Source organism: Enterobacter cloacae complex sp. Mu1197, assembly GCF_040059225.1.
Taxonomy (GTDB): domain Bacteria; phylum Pseudomonadota; class Gammaproteobacteria; order Enterobacterales; family Enterobacteriaceae; genus Enterobacter; species Enterobacter quasiroggenkampii.
This window is the reverse complement of record NZ_CP157375.1, coordinates 4,520,919-4,539,442: the sequence shown is the minus strand read 5'-3', so window position 1 is coordinate 4,539,442 and position 18,524 is coordinate 4,520,919. Positions and strand designations below refer to the sequence as shown.

The following is an 18,524-nucleotide window of genomic DNA, read 5'->3' as shown; positions in this document are numbered from 1 at the left end:
GTCTGAGAACTCCCTATAATGCGCCTCCACTGACACGGAACAACGGCTTACAGGCCGCCGGGTTAGCGGGGTTCAGAGATGAACGCCAACAGAGAAAAGCGAAAATAATCACTTGACTCTGAATGAGGAAAACGTAATATACGGGACCTCGCAACGGTGAGCGAAAGCCGCGTTGCACTGCTCTTTAACAATTTATCAGACAATCTGTGTGGGCACTCAAAGTGACATGGATTCTTAATGTCTTCGGACAATAAATGAATACCAAGTCTCTGAGTGAACATGCGTAATTCATTACGAAGTTTAATTCACGAGCATCAAACTTAAATTGAAGAGTTTGATCATGGCTCAGATTGAACGCTGGCGGCAGGCCTAACACATGCAAGTCGAGCGGTAACACAGGGAGCTTGCTCCTGGGTGACGAGCGGCGGACGGGTGAGTAATGTCTGGGAAACTGCCTGATGGAGGGGGATAACTACTGGAAACGGTAGCTAATACCGCATAACGTCGCAAGACCAAAGAGGGGGACCTTCGGGCCTCTTGCCATCAGATGTGCCCAGATGGGATTAGCTAGTAGGTGGGGTAACGGCTCACCTAGGCGACGATCCCTAGCTGGTCTGAGAGGATGACCAGCCACACTGGAACTGAGACACGGTCCAGACTCCTACGGGAGGCAGCAGTGGGGAATATTGCACAATGGGCGCAAGCCTGATGCAGCCATGCCGCGTGTATGAAGAAGGCCTTCGGGTTGTAAAGTACTTTCAGCGGGGAGGAAGGTGTTGAGGTTAATAACCTCAGCAATTGACGTTACCCGCAGAAGAAGCACCGGCTAACTCCGTGCCAGCAGCCGCGGTAATACGGAGGGTGCAAGCGTTAATCGGAATTACTGGGCGTAAAGCGCACGCAGGCGGTCTGTCAAGTCGGATGTGAAATCCCCGGGCTCAACCTGGGAACTGCATTCGAAACTGGCAGGCTAGAGTCTTGTAGAGGGGGGTAGAATTCCAGGTGTAGCGGTGAAATGCGTAGAGATCTGGAGGAATACCGGTGGCGAAGGCGGCCCCCTGGACAAAGACTGACGCTCAGGTGCGAAAGCGTGGGGAGCAAACAGGATTAGATACCCTGGTAGTCCACGCCGTAAACGATGTCGACTTGGAGGTTGTGCCCTTGAGGCGTGGCTTCCGGAGCTAACGCGTTAAGTCGACCGCCTGGGGAGTACGGCCGCAAGGTTAAAACTCAAATGAATTGACGGGGGCCCGCACAAGCGGTGGAGCATGTGGTTTAATTCGATGCAACGCGAAGAACCTTACCTACTCTTGACATCCAGAGAACTTTCCAGAGATGGATTGGTGCCTTCGGGAACTCTGAGACAGGTGCTGCATGGCTGTCGTCAGCTCGTGTTGTGAAATGTTGGGTTAAGTCCCGCAACGAGCGCAACCCTTATCCTTTGTTGCCAGCGGTTAGGCCGGGAACTCAAAGGAGACTGCCAGTGATAAACTGGAGGAAGGTGGGGATGACGTCAAGTCATCATGGCCCTTACGAGTAGGGCTACACACGTGCTACAATGGCGCATACAAAGAGAAGCGACCTCGCGAGAGCAAGCGGACCTCATAAAGTGCGTCGTAGTCCGGATTGGAGTCTGCAACTCGACTCCATGAAGTCGGAATCGCTAGTAATCGTAGATCAGAATGCTACGGTGAATACGTTCCCGGGCCTTGTACACACCGCCCGTCACACCATGGGAGTGGGTTGCAAAAGAAGTAGGTAGCTTAACCTTCGGGAGGGCGCTTACCACTTTGTGATTCATGACTGGGGTGAAGTCGTAACAAGGTAACCGTAGGGGAACCTGCGGTTGGATCACCTCCTTACCTTAAAGAACCTGCCTTTGCAGTGCTCACACAGATTGTCTGATGAAAAAACAGCAGTAAAAATCTCTGCAGGCTTGTAGCTCAGGTGGTTAGAGCGCACCCCTGATAAGGGTGAGGTCGGTGGTTCAAGTCCACTCAGGCCTACCAAATTTTCCCTGATACTGCGTTGCGGCAACGCTCACATACTGATGTATGCTTCGCGTTACCACGCCTTGTCTCAGGAAAAATTACCGGTACAGAGATTGCAAAACGATGGGGCTATAGCTCAGCTGGGAGAGCGCCTGCTTTGCACGCAGGAGGTCTGCGGTTCGATCCCGCATAGCTCCACCATCTTTTACTGCGAACCCAAGAAAACTTCAGAGTGAACCTGAAAAGGTGCACTGCGAAGTTTTGCTCTTTAAAAATCTGGATCAAGCTGAAAATTGAAACGACACATCTTTAAGGTGTGTTCGAGTCTCTCAAATTTTCGCAATCAGAAGTGAAACATCTTCGGGTTGTGAGGTTAAGCGACTAAGCGTACACGGTGGATGCCCTGGCAGTCAGAGGCGATGAAGGACGTGCTAATCTGCGAAAAGCGCCGGCGAGGTGATATGAACCTTTGACCCGGCGATGTCCGAATGGGGAAACCCAGTGTGATTCGTCACACTATCGTTAACTGAATACATAGGTTAACGAGGCGAACCGGGGGAACTGAAACATCTAAGTACCCCGAGGAAAAGAAATCAACCGAGATTCCCCCAGTAGCGGCGAGCGAACGGGGAGCAGCCCAGAGTCTGAATCAGCTTGTGTGTTAGTGGAAGCGTCTGGAAAGTCGCACGGTACAGGGTGACAGTCCCGTACACGAAAACACACAGGTTGTGAACTCGAAGAGTAGGGCGGGACATGTGGTATCCTGTCTGAATATGGGGGGACCATCCTCCAAGGCTAAATACTCCTGACTGACCGATAGTGAACCAGTACCGTGAGGGAAAGGCGAAAAGAACCCCGGCGAGGGGAGTGAAAAAGAACCTGAAACCGTGTACGTACAAGCAGTGGGAGCACCCTTGTGGTGTGACTGCGTACCTTTTGTATAATGGGTCAGCGACTTATATTCTGTAGCAAGGTTAACCGTATAGGGGAGCCGAAGGGAAACCGAGTCTTAACTGGGCGTTAAGTTGCAGGGTATAGACCCGAAACCCGGTGATCTAGCCATGGGCAGGTTGAAGGTTGGGTAACACTAACTGGAGGACCGAACCGACTAATGTTGAAAAATTAGCGGATGACTTGTGGCTGGGGGTGAAAGGCCAATCAAACCGGGAGATAGCTGGTTCTCCCCGAAAGCTATTTAGGTAGCGCCTCGTGAACTCATCTTCGGGGGTAGAGCACTGTTTCGGCTAGGGGGCCATCCCGGCTTACCAACCCGATGCAAACTACGAATACCGAAGAATGTTATCACGGGAGACACACGGCGGGTGCTAACGTCCGTCGTGAAGAGGGAAACAACCCAGACCGCCAGCTAAGGTCCCAAAGTCATGGTTAAGTGGGAAACGATGTGGGAAGGCACAGACAGCCAGGATGTTGGCTTAGAAGCAGCCATCATTTAAAGAAAGCGTAATAGCTCACTGGTCGAGTCGGCCTGCGCGGAAGATGTAACGGGGCTAAACCATGCACCGAAGCTGCGGCAGCGACACTATGTGTTGTTGGGTAGGGGAGCGTTCTGTAAGCCGTTGAAGGTGTGCTGTGAGGCATGCTGGAGGTATCAGAAGTGCGAATGCTGACATAAGTAACGATAAAGCGGGTGAAAAGCCCGCTCGCCGGAAGACCAAGGGTTCCTGTCCAACGTTAATCGGGGCAGGGTGAGTCGACCCCTAAGGCGAGGCCGAAAGGCGTAGTCGATGGGAAACAGGTTAATATTCCTGTACTTGGTGTTACTGCGAAGGGGGGACGGAGAAGGCTATGTTAGCCGGGCGACGGTTGTCCCGGTTTAAGCATGTAGGCGGAGGTTCCAGGTAAATCCGGTACCTTATTAACGCTGAGGTGTGATGACGAGGCACTACGGTGCTGAAGTAACAAATGCCCTGCTTCCAGGAAAAGCCTCTAAGCATCAGGTAACACGAAATCGTACCCCAAACCGACACAGGTGGTCAGGTAGAGAATACCAAGGCGCTTGAGAGAACTCGGGTGAAGGAACTAGGCAAAATGGTGCCGTAACTTCGGGAGAAGGCACGCTGATATGTAGGTGAAGCCCCTGCGGGTGGAGCTGAAATCAGTCGAAGATACCAGCTGGCTGCAACTGTTTATTAAAAACACAGCACTGTGCAAACACGAAAGTGGACGTATACGGTGTGACGCCTGCCCGGTGCCGGAAGGTTAATTGATGGGGTTAGCGGCAACGCGAAGCTCTTGATCGAAGCCCCGGTAAACGGCGGCCGTAACTATAACGGTCCTAAGGTAGCGAAATTCCTTGTCGGGTAAGTTCCGACCTGCACGAATGGCGTAATGATGGCCAGGCTGTCTCCACCCGAGACTCAGTGAAATTGAACTCGCTGTGAAGATGCAGTGTACCCGCGGCAAGACGGAAAGACCCCGTGAACCTTTACTATAGCTTGACACTGAACACTGGTCCTTGATGTGTAGGATAGGTGGGAGGCTTTGAAGTGTGGACGCCAGTCTGCATGGAGCCGTCCTTGAAATACCACCCTTTAATGGCTGGTGTTCTAACGTAGACCCGTAATCCGGGTTGCGGACAGTGTCTGGTGGGTAGTTTGACTGGGGCGGTCTCCTCCCAAAGAGTAACGGAGGAGCACGAAGGTTAGCTAATCCTGGTCGGACATCAGGAGGTTAGTGCAATGGCATAAGCTAGCTTGACTGCGAGAGTGACGGCTCGAGCAGGTGCGAAAGCAGGTCATAGTGATCCGGTGGTTCTGAATGGAAGGGCCATCGCTCAACGGATAAAAGGTACTCCGGGGATAACAGGCTGATACCGCCCAAGAGTTCATATCGACGGCGGTGTTTGGCACCTCGATGTCGGCTCATCACATCCTGGGGCTGAAGTAGGTCCCAAGGGTATGGCTGTTCGCCATTTAAAGTGGTACGCGAGCTGGGTTTAGAACGTCGTGAGACAGTTCGGTCCCTATCTGCCGTGGGCGCTGGAGAATTGAGGGGGGCTGCTCCTAGTACGAGAGGACCGGAGTGGACGCATCACTGGTGTTCGGGTTGTCATGCCAATGGCACTGCCCGGTAGCTAAATGCGGAAAAGATAAGTGCTGAAAGCATCTAAGCACGAAACTTGCCCCGAGATGAGTTCTCCCTGAGACTTTAAGTCTCCTGAAGGAACGTTGAAGACGACGACGTTGATAGGTCGGGTGTGTAAGCGCAGCGATGCGTTGAGCTAACCGATACTAATGAACCGTGAGGCTTAACCTTACAACGCCGAAGCTGTTTTGGCGAAGAGACGAACAATCAAAATTCAGCCTTGATACAGATTAACAGAATTTGCCTGGCGGCTTTAGCGCGGTGGTCCCACCTGACCCCATGCCGAACTCAGAAGTGAAACGCCGTAGCGCCGATGGTAGTGTGGGGTCTCCCCATGTGAGAGTAGGGAACTGCCAGGCATCAAATTAAGTAGTAAGCCGGTGCATTAATCCGGTGGTTACAAGCAGTCTTCGGTGGAGCGGTAGTTCAGTCGGTTAGAATACCTGCCTGTCACGCAGGGGGTCGCGGGTTCGAGTCCCGTCCGTTCCGCCACTTATTAAGACATTAAGCCTGCCTTACTGGCAGGCTTAATGGCAAAAAACTTTAGGGGCGTAGCTCAGTTGGTAGAGCACCGGTCTCCAAAACCGGGTGTCGCGAGTTCGAGTCTCTCCGCCCCTGCCATATATAATCCTTTGCTTCGGCAAAGGATTTTTTTTGCCTGTAATTCTGTAAAAACGCCTCTTCTTACTATTCAGCCAGCATTCCTGCTGGCTGATGTATCAATCCATTACATTGGTTTTTAACAGATCTTTTATCTGTGACTGCTTATCACTGTTTTGCAGCCAAATCGCATACAGCGGTCTGGTAAGCGTGGTGGAATCCAACACCGTATGCAGCCCCGCTTTAGTGTCTGCCCAGCGAACAGGTAACCAGGTACAACCTCTCAGCAAGGGCAGTTGCTGACAGGCGATCTCCGCAGAGCTGGTTGTTAACTGTGGAACATCATCAGGTGCAATCAATCCCGTCTCATGCTGCTGAAAATCTGGCCCCCATTCGAGGCGCAAATAGGTCAGGTCTGCCTTCATCATCGACGGTTCAGAGGCATAAAGCGCCAGGCCAAACTGACCGACGATCTGGCTGCTAAATTCGTCCATCTTGGGGGCTTCGGTTGTGATCAGAAGATCAAGCTGACGCTCATGAAGTTGCTTAACCAGCGACTGCCGTTGCGCAATCCTGGCTTCAAATTGCAGGTGGCTATGAGATTGATAAAGCCGGGTAAGCCACTGACTTAGCATACATTCCCACAGGGAAGCGCTGGCCCCTATCGAGAACTCATTATGCCTCGAAGTATGTGCAACCTCTTTGCGTGCCGCCTGCCAGGTATTCATCAGCGTTTCTGCGTACGGCAGCAGTTTTTCACCGGCGGGCGTGAGGCGAATATTGTTGCGATGGCGGGTAAAAAGATTCACACCCAGTTGATTTTCCAGCTGTCGAATACGAAAACTGACTGCTGACTGCGTCAGGTAAAGGGCTTCCGCTGCTCGCCCAAAGTGGCGTGTTCTGCTCACTTCAAGGAAAGTTTTAAGCAATTCCGTATCCACATCTTTCTCCGCAAAATTATTTGTCGTTATGATTTAAATGTTTTGTTTTACACTCTGTCAAGCGTAACTAATACTCCGCGCCATAAATAGCTCGGCCAAAGAATTAGGAGCGTGTAGGATGGCGGAAAGCTTTACGACGACTAATCGTTTTTTCGACAATAAACATTATCCGCGCGGGTTCTCTCGTCACGGCGATTTCACCATCAAAGAAGCTCAACTGCTTGAGCGCCATGGTTATGCCTTTAACGAGCTGGATCTGGGTAAGCGTGAACCTGCAACCGAAGACGAAAAACAGTTTGTTTCTGTTTGCCGTGGTGAGCGTGAGCCGCAGTCTGAAGCGGAACGTGTGTGGATCAAGTATATGGCACGCATTAAGCGTCCAAAGCGTTTCCATACGCTGTCTGGCGGTAAGCCGCAGATGGAAGGTGCAGAAGACTACACCGAGTCTGATGACTAAGATGATAAGAAGGGGCTACGGCCCCTTTTTTTATGCCAGCAACTTCTGCAGATGCAGTAGCAAACGATCGATAGCGCGATAGCTCAGCGCCTCCTGCAAGTGTTTTCTCTCAATGTCAGTACATCCCTCCACGTCAGCAATGGTTCTGGCCACTTTTAGCAAACGCTGCCACGCACGTATAGATAGCCCAAAGCGCGTCAACGTCTCCTCCAGCCATACTGCATCCTCACTGTTAAGGGCACAAAACTGCCGGATCCCGGCATTATCCAGCCGCGCGTTTAGCCTGTTCTGGCGAGTGTACTGTCGTGCCTGGGCGGCGATCACCCGCTCGCGTACCTTCGCAGAGTTTTCACCCGTGATGCCCGTCTGCCTGAGCAGGCCCGGAGGAGGAAGCGGGATTTCGAGAGATAAATCGAAACGGTCGAGGAACGGACCGGATAACTTTCCCAGATAGCGTAGCGTCTGCTCTGGCGTACAGCGGTTATGGTTGCCCTGGTAGTGGCCCGTCGGGCTGGGATTCATCGCAGCGACCAGTTGAAACTGCGCGGGATAGCTTATTTTGGCCCGTGTGCGCGAGATATGTATTTCGCCAGATTCAATAGGTTCTCTCAGCGCATCCAGCACGCGGCGCTCAAACTCGGGCAGCTCATCGAGAAACAGAATGCCATTGTGCGCCAGTGAGATCTCTCCCGGGCCGGGGATAGACCCGCCGCCGACCATCGCCGTCAGTGAAGCGCTATGATGTGGGGAACGAAAAGGACGACGGCGCCACTGTTTTTGCAACGATGCAGAACTGATGAGGCTATATATGGCGGCGCTTTCCAGCGCTTCATGGTTATTGAGCGGTGGAAGTAACCCGCTCAGCCTGCTCGCCAGCATCGTTTTCCCCGTACCTGGCGGGCCAATCAACAGAAGATTGTGTCCACCTGCGGCCGTAATCTCCAGCGCCCGCTTCCCTTGCTCCTGTCCCATAATCTCGCTGAGATCCTCCGGGACGTCGGCTATAACCTCGTCACACTCCTCCGGTTCGGACAGTTCATGTCGTCCTTCCAGCCAGGCACAAACTTCCTGTAAATGTCCCGCGATGAGGCATCCTTTTTCCGCGATAAGACTCACTTCTGATGCATTTTCATTGGCCACAATGATTTGCCGGCCTGCTCGTATGGCCTCCAGCGCTCCCGATATCGCGCCGGGAACGCCTCTCAGCGCGCCTGTGAGCGCGAGTTCACCCACGAACTCATACGAGCCTAGCCTTGTCGTATTAAGCTGCTCAGAAGCCGCGAGAAGGGCAATTGCGATAGGTAAATCGTATCGTCCCCCTTCTTTAGGCAGGTCGGCGGGAGCAAGGTTGATGGTGATCTTCTTCGCAGGGAAGGTATAACCGCTATTTATTATTGCGCTACGGACGCGATCCCTGGCTTCTTTAACCGTCGTTTCAGGTAACCCGACAAGCGTGAGTCCGGGCAGCCCATTACTCAAATGCACCTCTACGGAAACAAGCGGTGCCTTTACCCCGAGGGCCGCACGCGTATAAACAACTGACAGTGACATTTGCACTACCTCCTGGTGTGACTATGTCAGTGCTCTTTATGTTTGTTTAGTGCCATTTCGTGAATCTACGCCGCTTGTTCAGGGATTTTAATGGTGCATTGCAACAATTTCATAATCGTGGAAAGCTCCTCGCACAACGAAAAAATCCTGTTTTGACGGTTAGCACCACAGTAAAAAAATGAAAAATATTCATTTTCTAATTTCCGTATATAAAACAACGCTTTTAAGAAATATGATTCGCGGGCTAACCAAATCCGTCATAAATAAATCTTGTGTTTAATTTGAAAACTGTGATAACTCTTTAGGTATTCCTTCGAACAAGATGCAAAAAGAACTGAAAATGACAGCCCTTCTACGAGTGATTAGCCTGGTCGTGATTAGCGTGGTGGTGATTATTATCCCACCGTGCGGGGCTGCACTTGGACGAGGAAAGGCTTAGAAATCAAGCCTTAACGAACTAAGACCCCCGCACCGAAAGGTCCGGGGGTTTTTTTATGACTAAAAAAAGCAAATGAGGAGCAGAGAATGACGACTAGCACAAAATTCTGTTTCTCCCGATTTATGACGGGGAACTAACTATGAATGGGGCACAGTGGGTAGTACATGCGTTGCGCGCGCAGGGAGTCGAGACAGTATTCGGTTATCCGGGTGGCGCAATTATGCCGATTTACGATGCACTGTATGACGGCGGCGTGGAACATCTCTTGTGCCGACACGAGCAGGGCGCAGTGATGGCGGCCATTGGTTACGCCCGCGCGACCGGTAAAACCGGCGTGTGTATGGCGACATCAGGCCCTGGCGCAACTAACCTGATCACCGGCCTGGCTGACGCGCTGCTGGATTCTGTTCCCGTTGTCGCCATCACCGGGCAGGTGGCGTCTCCGTTCATCGGTACCGACGCTTTTCAGGAGGTCGATGTACTGGGTTTATCGCTGGCCTGCACCAAACACAGTTTCCTCGTTCAGTCTCTGGAAGAGCTGCCGCGCGTCATGGCTGAAGCATTTGAGGTAGCCAGCTCCGGCCGCCCTGGCCCGGTTCTGGTGGATATCCCGAAAGATATCCAGGTCGCACTCGGCGAACTGGAGCCGCACTTCTCCACCGTTCGAAGCGACGACGCGTTTCCGCATGCGGCAGTTGAAGAGGCGCGTCAGATGCTGGCGCAGGCAAAACAGCCGATGCTGTACGTGGGCGGTGGCGTAGGCATGGCGCAGGCCGTTCCCGCCCTGCATGAATTTATTGCGGTAACGCAAATGCCTGCCACCTGCACGCTGAAAGGGTTGGGTGCGGTAGATGCAGACTACCCGTACTATCTGGGTATGCTCGGGATGCACGGCACTAAAGCGGCAAACCTGGCGGTGCAGGCGTGCGATCTGCTCATCGCCGTCGGTGCCCGTTTTGACGACCGCGTTACCGGCAAACTGAATACCTTTGCGCCGAACGCCAAAGTCATCCATATGGATATCGACCCGGCGGAGATGAACAAGCTGCGTCAGGCGCACGTCGCGCTGCAGGGCGATCTCAACGCGCTGTTACCGGCATTGCAGCAGCCGCTGGATATCAACGCATGGCGTCAGCACACCGCCGATATGCGCGCTGAACACGCCTGGCGTTACGATCACCCGGGCGAGGCCATCTACGCGCCGTTGCTGTTGAAGCAGTTGTCCGACCGTAAACCGGCAAACAGCGTGGTGACGACCGATGTCGGCCAGCACCAGATGTGGTCAGCGCAGCACATGACCTACACCCGTCCGGAGAATTTCATCACGTCCAGCGGGTTAGGGACGATGGGCTTCGGTCTGCCAGCCGCCGTTGGCGCACAGGTTGCCCGCCCGAACGATACCGTAATCTGTATCTCCGGTGACGGCTCCTTCATGATGAACGTTCAGGAGCTCGGCACCGTTAAGCGCAAGCAGTTGCCGCTGAAAATCGTCTTGCTCGACAACCAGCGTTTAGGGATGGTTCGCCAGTGGCAACAGCTGTTCTTCCAGGAGCGTTACAGCGAAACGACCCTTACCGATAACCCCGATTTCCTCACGCTGGCCAGCGCTTTTGGCATCCCTGGTCAGCACATCACCCGTAAAGATCAGGTTGAAGCGGCGCTCGACACCATGCTGAACAGCGAGGGGCCTTACCTGCTTCATGTCTCAATCGACGAACTCGAGAACGTCTGGCCGCTGGTACCGCCCGGTGCCAGTAACTCACAAATGATGGAGAAATTATCATGATGCAGCATCAGGTCGCCGTACAGGCTCGCTTCAACCCGGAAACCTTAGAGCGCGTTTTGCGTGTGGTGCGTCATCGTGGTTTTCAGATTTGCTCTATGAATATGGAGACGGCCACTGACGCCCAAAACATCAGTATCGAATTAACCGTTGCCAGCCCGCGGTCGGTCGACTTACTGTTTAGTCAGTTATCAAAGCTGGTAGACGTTGCCCATGTTGCCATCTGCCAGAGCACAACCACATCACAACAAATCCGCGCTTAAGCGTGACAGGACGAAAAAATGACGACAAAAAAAGCTGATTACATTTGGTTCAACGGTGAGATGGTTCGCTGGGAGGACGCGAAGGTCCACGTGATGTCCCACGCACTGCATTACGGTACCTCCGTGTTTGAAGGCATCCGCTGCTACGATTCTCACAAAGGGCCAGTGGTGTTCCGCCATCGCGAACACATGCAGCGTCTGCATGACTCAGCCAAAATTTATCGTTTCCCGGTATCTCAGAGCGTGGATGAGCTGATGGAAGCCTGCCGCGACGTGATCCGTAAGAACAACCTGACCAGCGCCTATATTCGTCCGCTGGTCTTCGTGGGCGACGTCGGTATGGGCGTGAACCCGCCAGCGGGCTATACCACGGATGTGATCATTGCCGCGTTCCCGTGGGGTGCCTACCTGGGTGCAGAAGCCCTGGAGCAGGGGATCGACGCAATGGTCTCTTCCTGGAATCGCGTTGCGCCAAACACCATCCCGACCGCCGCGAAAGCAGGCGGTAACTACCTTTCTTCCCTGCTGGTCGGCAGCGAAGCGCGCCGTCACGGCTACCAGGAAGGTATCGCGCTCGATGTAAATGGCTACATCTCCGAAGGCGCAGGTGAAAACCTGTTTGAAGTGAAAGACGGCATTCTGTTTACGCCGCCATTCACCTCGTCCGCGCTGCCGGGCATCACCCGTGACGCCATCATCAAGCTGGCGAAAGACCTCGGTATCGAAGTGCGCGAGCAGGTGCTGTCCCGCGAATCCCTCTATCTGGCTGATGAAGTGTTTATGTCCGGTACTGCGGCTGAAATCACGCCGGTACGCAGCGTAGACGGTATCCAGGTGGGCGAAGGCCGCTGTGGCCCGGTCACCAAACGCATTCAGCAAGCGTTCTTTGGTCTCTTCACCGGCGAAACAGAAGATAAATACGGCTGGTTGGATCAGGTTAATCACTAAATATAAATTTGGGACGGCACGCACCGTCCCATTACATAGTCAGACGGGAGTAAATAAAGCATGCCTAAGTATCGTTCAGCCACCACCACCCACGGCCGTAACATGGCGGGTGCCCGCGCACTGTGGCGCGCCACCGGAATGACCGACGCCGATTTCGGCAAGCCAATTATCGCCGTGGTGAACTCCTTCACCCAGTTCGTCCCGGGCCATGTGCACCTGCGCGATCTGGGTAAGCTGGTTGCCGAGCAAATCGAGGCCTCCGGCGGCGTGGCGAAAGAGTTCAACACCATTGCGGTGGATGACGGTATCGCGATGGGCCACGGGGGCATGCTCTATTCACTGCCGTCGCGCGAGTTGATCGCCGACTCGGTGGAGTACATGGTTAACGCCCACTGCGCCGATGCGATGGTCTGTATCTCCAACTGCGATAAAATCACCCCGGGGATGCTGATGGCCTCCCTGCGCCTGAATATTCCGGTGATCTTCGTCTCCGGTGGCCCAATGGAAGCGGGGAAAACCAAGCTCTCCGACAAAATCATCAAGCTCGACCTGGTCGATGCGATGATTCAGGGGGCGGATCCGAAGGTTTCTGACGAGCAGAGCGATCAGGTGGAACGCTCCGCGTGTCCGACCTGCGGCTCCTGTTCCGGTATGTTCACGGCGAACTCCATGAACTGCCTGACCGAAGCGCTGGGTCTGTCTCAACCGGGCAACGGCTCGCTGCTGGCGACCCATGCCGACCGTAAGCAGCTGTTCCTCAATGCCGGTAAACGTATCGTTGAACTGACTAAGCGCTACTACGAGCAGGACGACGCCAGCGCGCTGCCGCGCAGCATCGCCAGTAAAGCGGCATTCGAGAACGCCATGACCCTGGATATCGCCATGGGCGGTTCCACCAACACCGTTCTGCACCTGCTGGCCGCCGCGCAGGAAGCCGAAATCGACTTCACCATGAGCGACATCGACAAGCTCTCCCGTAAAGTGCCGCAGCTGTGTAAGGTCGCGCCAAGTACGCAGAAGTACCACATGGAAGACGTGCACCGTGCCGGTGGCGTCATCGGTATCCTCGGCGAGCTGGATCGCGCCGGGCTGCTGAACCGTGACGTGAAAAACGTGCTCGGGCTGACGCTGCCAGAATCGCTGGACCAGTACGACGTGATGCTGACCAAAGACGACGCGGTGAAAAAAATGTTCCGCGCCGGTCCTGCCGGTATTCGTACCACGCAGGCATTCTCGCAGGATTGCCGCTGGGACACCCTGGACGATGACCGCGCCGAAGGCTGCATCCGCTCGCTGGAACACGCCTACAGCAAAGACGGCGGTCTGGCCGTGCTGTACGGTAACTTTGCGGAAAATGGCTGCATCGTGAAGACCGCTGGCGTGGACGACAGCATCCTGAAATTCACCGGTCCGGCTAAAGTGTACGAAAGCCAGGATGAAGCGGTAGACGCTATCCTGGGCGGTAAAGTGGTGGAAGGCGATGTGGTTGTCATCCGTTATGAAGGGCCAAAAGGCGGCCCGGGTATGCAGGAGATGCTCTACCCAACCACCTTCCTGAAATCGATGGGCCTCGGTAAAGCCTGCGCGCTGATCACCGACGGGCGTTTCTCCGGCGGCACCTCCGGTCTCTCCATCGGTCACGTCTCGCCGGAAGCGGCAAGCGGCGGCAACATCGCCATCATCGAAGACGGCGACCTGATCGAAATCGACATTCCGAATCGCGGCATTCAGCTCAAGCTGAGCGACCAGGAGATCGCGGCCCGTCGTGAAGCGCAGGAAGCGCGCGGCGACAAAGCCTGGACGCCGAAAGACCGTCAGCGTGAAGTCTCCTTCGCCCTGCGCGCCTACGCGAGCCTTGCCACCAGTGCAGATAAAGGCGCGGTGCGCGATAAATCGAAACTTGGGGGCTAACGATGGCCGAGTCTCAACCCTTATCCGCCGCCCCTGAGGGGGCGGAATACCTGAGAGCGGTGCTGCGCGCGCCGGTCTATGAAGCCGTGCAGGCCACCCCCCTGCAGAAAATGGAAAAACTCTCTTCGCGCCTCGACAACGTCATTCTGGTGAAGCGCGAAGACCGCCAGCCGGTGCACAGCTTTAAGCTGCGCGGCGCCTACGCGATGATGGCCGGCCTGACCGACGAGCAAAAAGCGCGCGGCGTGATTACCGCCTCGGCAGGTAACCATGCGCAAGGCGTGGCGTTCTCATCTGCTCGCCTGGGTCTGAAAGCACTGATCGTGATGCCGGTTGCTACCGCAGACATCAAGGTCGACGCGGTGCGCGGTTTCGGCGGCGAAGTCTTACTCCACGGGGCCAACTTTGACGAAGCCAAAGCCAAAGCGATTGAGCTGGCGCAGCAGCAGGGGTTCACCTGGGTGCCGCCGTTCGACCACCCGATGGTGATTGCCGGGCAGGGGACGCTGGCGCTTGAACTGCTGCAGCAGGATGCCCATCTCGACCGCGTCTTTGTCCCGGTTGGCGGCGGCGGTTTAGCCGCAGGCGTGGCGGTGCTGATCAAACAGCTGATGCCGCAGATCAAAGTCATTGCCGTGGAAGCGGAAGACTCCGCCTGCCTGAAAGCGGCGCTGGATGCCGGGCATCCGGTCGACCTGCCGCGCGTCGGTCTGTTTGCCGAGGGCGTGGCGGTGAAGCGTATTGGCGACGAAACGTTCCGCCTGTGCCGGGAATATCTTGACGATATCGTCACGGTGGATAGCGATGCCATCTGCGCGGCGATGAAAGATCTGTTCGAAGACGTGCGTGCGGTGGCGGAACCGTCCGGCGCGCTGGCGCTGGCGGGCATGAAAAAATACATCGCACAGCACAACATTCGCGGCGAGCGTCTGGCGCACGTGCTTTCCGGTGCCAACGTGAACTTCCACGGTCTTCGCTACGTGTCCGAGCGCTGCGAGCTGGGCGAACAGCGTGAAGCGCTGCTGGCGGTGACCATTCCGGAAGAGAAGGGCAGCTTCCTGAAGTTCTGTCAGCTGCTGGGCGGCCGTTCGGTGACGGAATTTAACTACCGTTTTGCCGATGCCAAAGATGCCTGCATTTTTGTCGGCGTGCGTCTGAGCCGTGGCGTGGAGGAGCGCAAAGAGATCCTCAACCTGCTTCATGAAGGCGGCTATAGCGTGGTCGATCTCTCCGACGATGAGATGGCGAAGCTGCACGTGCGTTACATGGTCGGTGGCCGTCCTTCGAAGCCGCTCAAAGAACGCCTGTTCAGCTTTGAATTCCCGGAATCGCCGGGCGCGCTGCTCAAGTTCCTGCACACGCTGGGCACGCACTGGAACATCTCTCTGTTCCACTACCGCAGCCACGGCACCGACTACGGCCGCGTGCTGGCGGCGTTTGAACTGGGCGAGCACGAGCCGGATTTCGAAACGCGGCTGAACGAGCTGGGCTATGAGTGTCACGACGAAACCCATAACCCGGCGTTCCGGTTCTTCCTGGCAGGCTAGTGGAGGCCGGGTAAGCGTAGCGCCACCCGGCTTCAGTGGTTCGGCAATATCGTCCAGAACGCATCAATAAGCGGCTCATGCAGCCGCTTTTTTTGTGCGCACACGCCAAGCTCAAACGGCGTCTTCTCGTCGCTGCGCTCCAGAATCATCACGCGATTGCGCACCGGTTCCGGGCTGTTTTCCAGCACCACTTCCGGTAGCAGCGCCACGCCGCAGCCGAGCGCCACCATCGACACCATCGCCTCATGACCGCTGACGGTAGCGTAAATCGACGGGTTGCTGATTTTCTGGCGGCGGAACCACAGCTCAATACGACGACGCACCGGCCCCTGATCGGCCATGATAAACGGCACCGTCGACCAGTCCGGTTTTTCCACCGACACCTGGTTACGCACCGGGCAGGGCAGCGCCGGGGCAATCAGCACCACCGCCAGATTCTCCAGCATCGAGAACGCTACCGCGCCCGGCAGGGTTTCCGGCTTCCCGGCAATGGCGAGATCCGCTTCGCCCGTCACCACTTTTTCCATTGCGTCGGCGGCGTCGCCGGTGGTGAGCTTAATTTCAACTGACGGATGCGCCGCGCGGAAGCGGTCAAGGATGGGCGGCAGATGGCTGTAGGCGGCGGTCACGGAGCAAAAAATATGCAGTTCACCGGAGAGTGACGGCCCCTGCTGATCAATCGAGTGCCGCAGCTGCTGGTACTGCAACAGCGTCTGCTGGGCAAAAATGCGCAGCTCTTCGCCCGCTTCCGTGAGGGTGACGGTGCGGTTATCGCGCACGAACAGCGGCTGGCCAAGGTCTTCCTCAAGGCGTTGGATCTGGCGTGAAAGCGTGGAGGGGCTAACGTGCATCGCCCGCGCGCTGCGGCCAAAATGACGGCTTTCCGCCAGGTGAAGAAACATTTTCAGATCGCGTAAATCCACCGATTCCACTCCCTCTTTTTACATTGCAAAAATTGCAATGTGACGTTGTGAATATATCAATTTCCGCAATAAATTTCCTGTTGTAATGTGAGTACATTCTCGCTGAAACGCGAACCGAACAATAAGACACACAACATCACGAGGTATCACCCATGGCTAACTACTTTAATACACTGAACTTGCGCCAGCAGCTGGCGCAGCTGGGCAAATGCCGCTTCATGGCGCGCGACGAATTTGCCGATGGCGCAAGCTACCTTCAGGGTAAAAAAGTGGTCATCGTCGGCTGTGGCGCACAGGGTCTGAACCAGGGCCTGAACATGCGTGATTCCGGTCTGGATATCTCCTACGCACTGCGCAAAGAAGCGATTGCCGAGAAGCGCGCTTCATGGCGTAAAGCGACCGAAAACGGCTTCAAAGTGGGTACCTACGAAGAGCTGATCCCGCAGGCGGATCTGGTGGTTAACCTGACGCCGGACAAGCAGCACTCTGACGTAGTGCGTTCCGTACAGCCGCTGATGAAAGACGGTGCCGCGCTGGGTTACTCCCACGGCTTTAACATCGTTGAAGTGGGCGAGCAGATCCGTAAAGACATCACCGTGGTGATGGTGGCACCGAAGTGCCCGGGTACCGAAGTACGTGAAGAGTACAAGCGTGGTTTCGGCGTGCCGACCCTGATCGCGGTACACCCGGAAAACGATCCGAAAGGCGAAGGTATGGCGATTGCCAAAGCATGGGCAGCGGCGACCGGCGGTCACCGTGCGGGCGTGCTGGAATCTTCCTTCGTTGCCGAAGTAAAATCTGACCTGATGGGCGAGCAGACCATTCTGTGCGGCATGCTGCAGGCCGGTTCTCTGCTGTGCTTCGATAAGCTGGTGGAAGAGGGTACCGACCCGGCATACGCGGAAAAACTGATTCAGTTCGGCTGGGAAACCATCACCGAAGCGCTGAAGCAGGGCGGTATTACGCTGATGATGGACCGTCTGTCCAACCCGGCAAAACTGCGTGCTTACGCGCTGTCTGAACAGCTGAAAACCATCATGGCGCCGCTGTTCCAGAAACATATGGACGACATCATCTCCGGCGAGTTCTCTTCCGGCATGATGGCGGACTGGGCGAACGACGATAAGAAACTGCTGACCTGGCGTGAAGAGACCGGTAAAACCGCGTTCGAAACCGCGCCACAGTATGAAGGTAAAATCGGCGAGCAGGAGTACTTCGATAAAGGCGTGCTGATGATCGCGATGGTGAAAGCGGGCGTTGAGCTGGCGTTCGAAACCATGGTGGATTCCGGCATCATCGAAGAGTCTGCGTACTACGAATCACTGCACGAGCTGCCGCTGATTGCGAACACCATCGCTCGTAAGCGTCTGTACGAAATGAACGTGGTGATCTCTGATACCGCAGAATACGGTAACTACCTGTTCTCTTACGCCTGCGTACCGCTGCTGAAAGAGTTTATGACCACTCTGCAGACGGGCGATCTGGGCAAAGCGATTGCAGAAGGTGCCGTGGACAACGCGCAGCTGCGCGATGTGAATGAAGCGATTCGCAGCCACCAGATCGAGAAAGTGGGCCACAAACTGCGTGGCTACATGACCGATATGAAGCGTATCGCGGTAGCGGGTTAACAACTTTGTCGGGTGGCGCTTCGCTTACCCGACCTACAAAACCGTAAGATGTAGGCCGGGTAAGGCGTAGCCGCCACCCGGCTTTTTTATTTGCGATACAGCACTTTAATCACGTGGTAGCCGAACTGCGTGTGCAGCGGGCCGGTTGGCTCCAGCACCGGGCAGGAGAAGACCACTTTATCGAACGCCGGTACCATCTGACCCTGGCGGAATTCACCCAGATCGCCGCCGCGTTTGCCTGACGGACAGATGGAGTGCTTCTTCGCCAGTTTGCCGAAGTCGGCGCCGTTTTTGATCTGCTCCAGAAGATCCAGAGCCAGTTTCTCTTCTTTAACAAGAATATGCAGTGCTGCTGCTGTTTTTGCCATGATCGTGCCTTGAGTGGTATGGATTAGGCTCGCTATACTACCACGCTGTTATTCTCCCCTCCTGACTTT

13 protein-coding genes, 4 tRNA genes and 3 rRNA genes are annotated in these 18,524 nt (G+C 55.2%); 16 read left to right on the top strand and 4 right to left on the bottom strand.

Annotated features, from left to right (window positions below):
• Positions 1 to 322 precede the first annotated feature (322 nt).
• The 7 genes from ABFV38_RS21410 (at position 323) to ABFV38_RS21380 (ending at position 5,717) form a co-directional block, all read left to right on the top strand.
• Positions 323 to 1,862 (top strand): 16S ribosomal RNA (locus tag ABFV38_RS21410).
• Positions 1,863 to 1,932: 70 nt separating this feature from the next.
• Positions 1,933 to 2,009 (top strand) — tRNA-Ile (locus tag ABFV38_RS21405).
• A 107-nt stretch (positions 2,010 to 2,116) separates the two neighbouring features.
• Positions 2,117 to 2,192 (top strand) — tRNA-Ala (locus ABFV38_RS21400).
• Positions 2,193 to 2,362: 170 nt separating this feature from the next.
• Positions 2,363 to 5,267, top strand: a 23S ribosomal RNA gene (locus ABFV38_RS21395).
• Positions 5,268 to 5,339: 72 nt separating this feature from the next.
• Positions 5,340 to 5,455 (top strand): 5S ribosomal RNA (gene rrf / locus ABFV38_RS21390).
• The 16S, 23S and 5S rRNA genes sit together here with 4 tRNA genes alongside, the layout of an rRNA operon.
• Positions 5,456 to 5,511: 56 nt before the next feature.
• Positions 5,512 to 5,588: transfer RNA gene (locus ABFV38_RS21385), tRNA-Asp, on the top strand.
• A gap of 53 nt (positions 5,589 to 5,641) precedes the next feature.
• Positions 5,642 to 5,717 (top strand) — tRNA-Trp (locus tag ABFV38_RS21380).
• 98 nt (positions 5,718 to 5,815) lie between these two features.
• Here the strand turns inward: ABFV38_RS21380 and hdfR are convergent.
• Complete coding sequence (gene hdfR / locus ABFV38_RS21375) at positions 5,816 to 6,637, bottom strand: HTH-type transcriptional regulator HdfR (RefSeq protein ID WP_235403363.1); 822 nt, start codon at positions 6,635 to 6,637, stop codon at positions 5,816 to 5,818.
• A 118-nt stretch (positions 6,638 to 6,755) separates the two neighbouring features.
• Here hdfR and ABFV38_RS21370 point away from each other — a divergent pair, with 118 nt between their 5' ends.
• Entirely contained in the window at positions 6,756 to 7,094 is a 339-nt protein-coding gene (locus tag ABFV38_RS21370) for a DUF413 domain-containing protein (RefSeq protein ID WP_008501577.1), read from the top strand.
• Between the two features lie 30 nt (positions 7,095 to 7,124).
• Here ABFV38_RS21370 and ABFV38_RS21365 read toward each other — a convergent pair whose 3' ends face one another.
• The gene (locus ABFV38_RS21365) at positions 7,125 to 8,645 is read right to left on the bottom strand and encodes a YifB family Mg chelatase-like AAA ATPase (RefSeq protein ID WP_348958016.1); all 1,521 of its coding nucleotides are present in this window, start codon (positions 8,643 to 8,645) and stop codon (positions 7,125 to 7,127) included.
• A gap of 340 nt (positions 8,646 to 8,985) precedes the next feature.
• Between ABFV38_RS21365 and ilvL the strand changes: the two genes are divergently transcribed.
• From ilvL to ilvA, 7 genes are all read left to right on the top strand, one after another.
• Complete coding sequence (gene ilvL / locus ABFV38_RS21360; RefSeq protein ID WP_001311244.1) at positions 8,986 to 9,084, top strand: ilv operon leader peptide; 99 nt, start codon at positions 8,986 to 8,988, stop codon at positions 9,082 to 9,084.
• Positions 9,085 to 9,170: 86 nt separating this feature from the next.
• Positions 9,171 to 9,221 (top strand): peptide IlvX, encoded by a 51-nt coding sequence (gene ilvX / locus ABFV38_RS21355; protein WP_166792073.1) that lies wholly within the window; start codon positions 9,171 to 9,173, stop codon positions 9,219 to 9,221.
• 2 nt (positions 9,222 to 9,223) lie between these two features.
• Positions 9,224 to 10,870 (top strand): acetolactate synthase 2 catalytic subunit, encoded by a 1,647-nt coding sequence (gene ilvG, locus ABFV38_RS21350; protein WP_348958014.1) that lies wholly within the window; start codon positions 9,224 to 9,226, stop codon positions 10,868 to 10,870.
• Positions 10,867 to 11,130 carry an acetolactate synthase 2 small subunit gene (ilvM, locus tag ABFV38_RS21345; RefSeq protein ID WP_006179206.1) on the top strand — a complete coding sequence of 88 codons (264 nt, stop codon included), beginning with the start codon at positions 10,867 to 10,869 and terminating at the stop codon, positions 11,128 to 11,130. The genes ilvG and ilvM overlap by 4 nt, the downstream gene beginning before the upstream one ends.
• A gap of 18 nt (positions 11,131 to 11,148) precedes the next feature.
• On the top strand, positions 11,149 to 12,078 hold the full coding sequence (gene ilvE, locus ABFV38_RS21340) for a branched-chain-amino-acid transaminase (protein WP_023309654.1): 930 nt from the start codon (positions 11,149 to 11,151) through the stop codon (positions 12,076 to 12,078).
• 60 nt (positions 12,079 to 12,138) lie between these two features.
• On the top strand, positions 12,139 to 13,989 hold the full coding sequence (ilvD, locus tag ABFV38_RS21335; RefSeq protein ID WP_045909248.1) for a dihydroxy-acid dehydratase: 1,851 nt from the start codon (positions 12,139 to 12,141) through the stop codon (positions 13,987 to 13,989).
• A gap of 2 nt (positions 13,990 to 13,991) precedes the next feature.
• Positions 13,992 to 15,536, top strand: a complete 1,545-nt coding sequence (gene ilvA / locus ABFV38_RS21330) for a threonine ammonia-lyase, biosynthetic (protein WP_348958012.1) — start codon at positions 13,992 to 13,994, stop codon at positions 15,534 to 15,536.
• Positions 15,537 to 15,568: 32 nt separating this feature from the next.
• Here the strand turns inward: ilvA and ilvY are convergent, their stop codons facing one another.
• Positions 15,569 to 16,459: an HTH-type transcriptional activator IlvY gene (ilvY, locus tag ABFV38_RS21325; protein ID WP_008501572.1), complete on the bottom strand. Its 891-nt coding sequence runs from the start codon at positions 16,457 to 16,459 to the stop codon at positions 15,569 to 15,571.
• A 152-nt stretch (positions 16,460 to 16,611) separates the two neighbouring features.
• On the opposite strand from ilvY, the gene ilvC reads away from it, so the two are divergent.
• Positions 16,612 to 18,087: a ketol-acid reductoisomerase gene (gene ilvC / locus ABFV38_RS21320; protein WP_021242831.1), complete on the top strand. Its 1,476-nt coding sequence runs from the start codon at positions 16,612 to 16,614 to the stop codon at positions 18,085 to 18,087.
• An 86-nt stretch (positions 18,088 to 18,173) separates the two neighbouring features.
• Here ilvC and ppiC read toward each other — a convergent pair whose 3' ends face one another.
• Positions 18,174 to 18,455, bottom strand: a complete 282-nt coding sequence (ppiC, locus tag ABFV38_RS21315; RefSeq protein ID WP_008501570.1) for a peptidylprolyl isomerase PpiC — start codon at positions 18,453 to 18,455, stop codon at positions 18,174 to 18,176.
• Positions 18,456 to 18,524 lie beyond the last annotated feature (69 nt).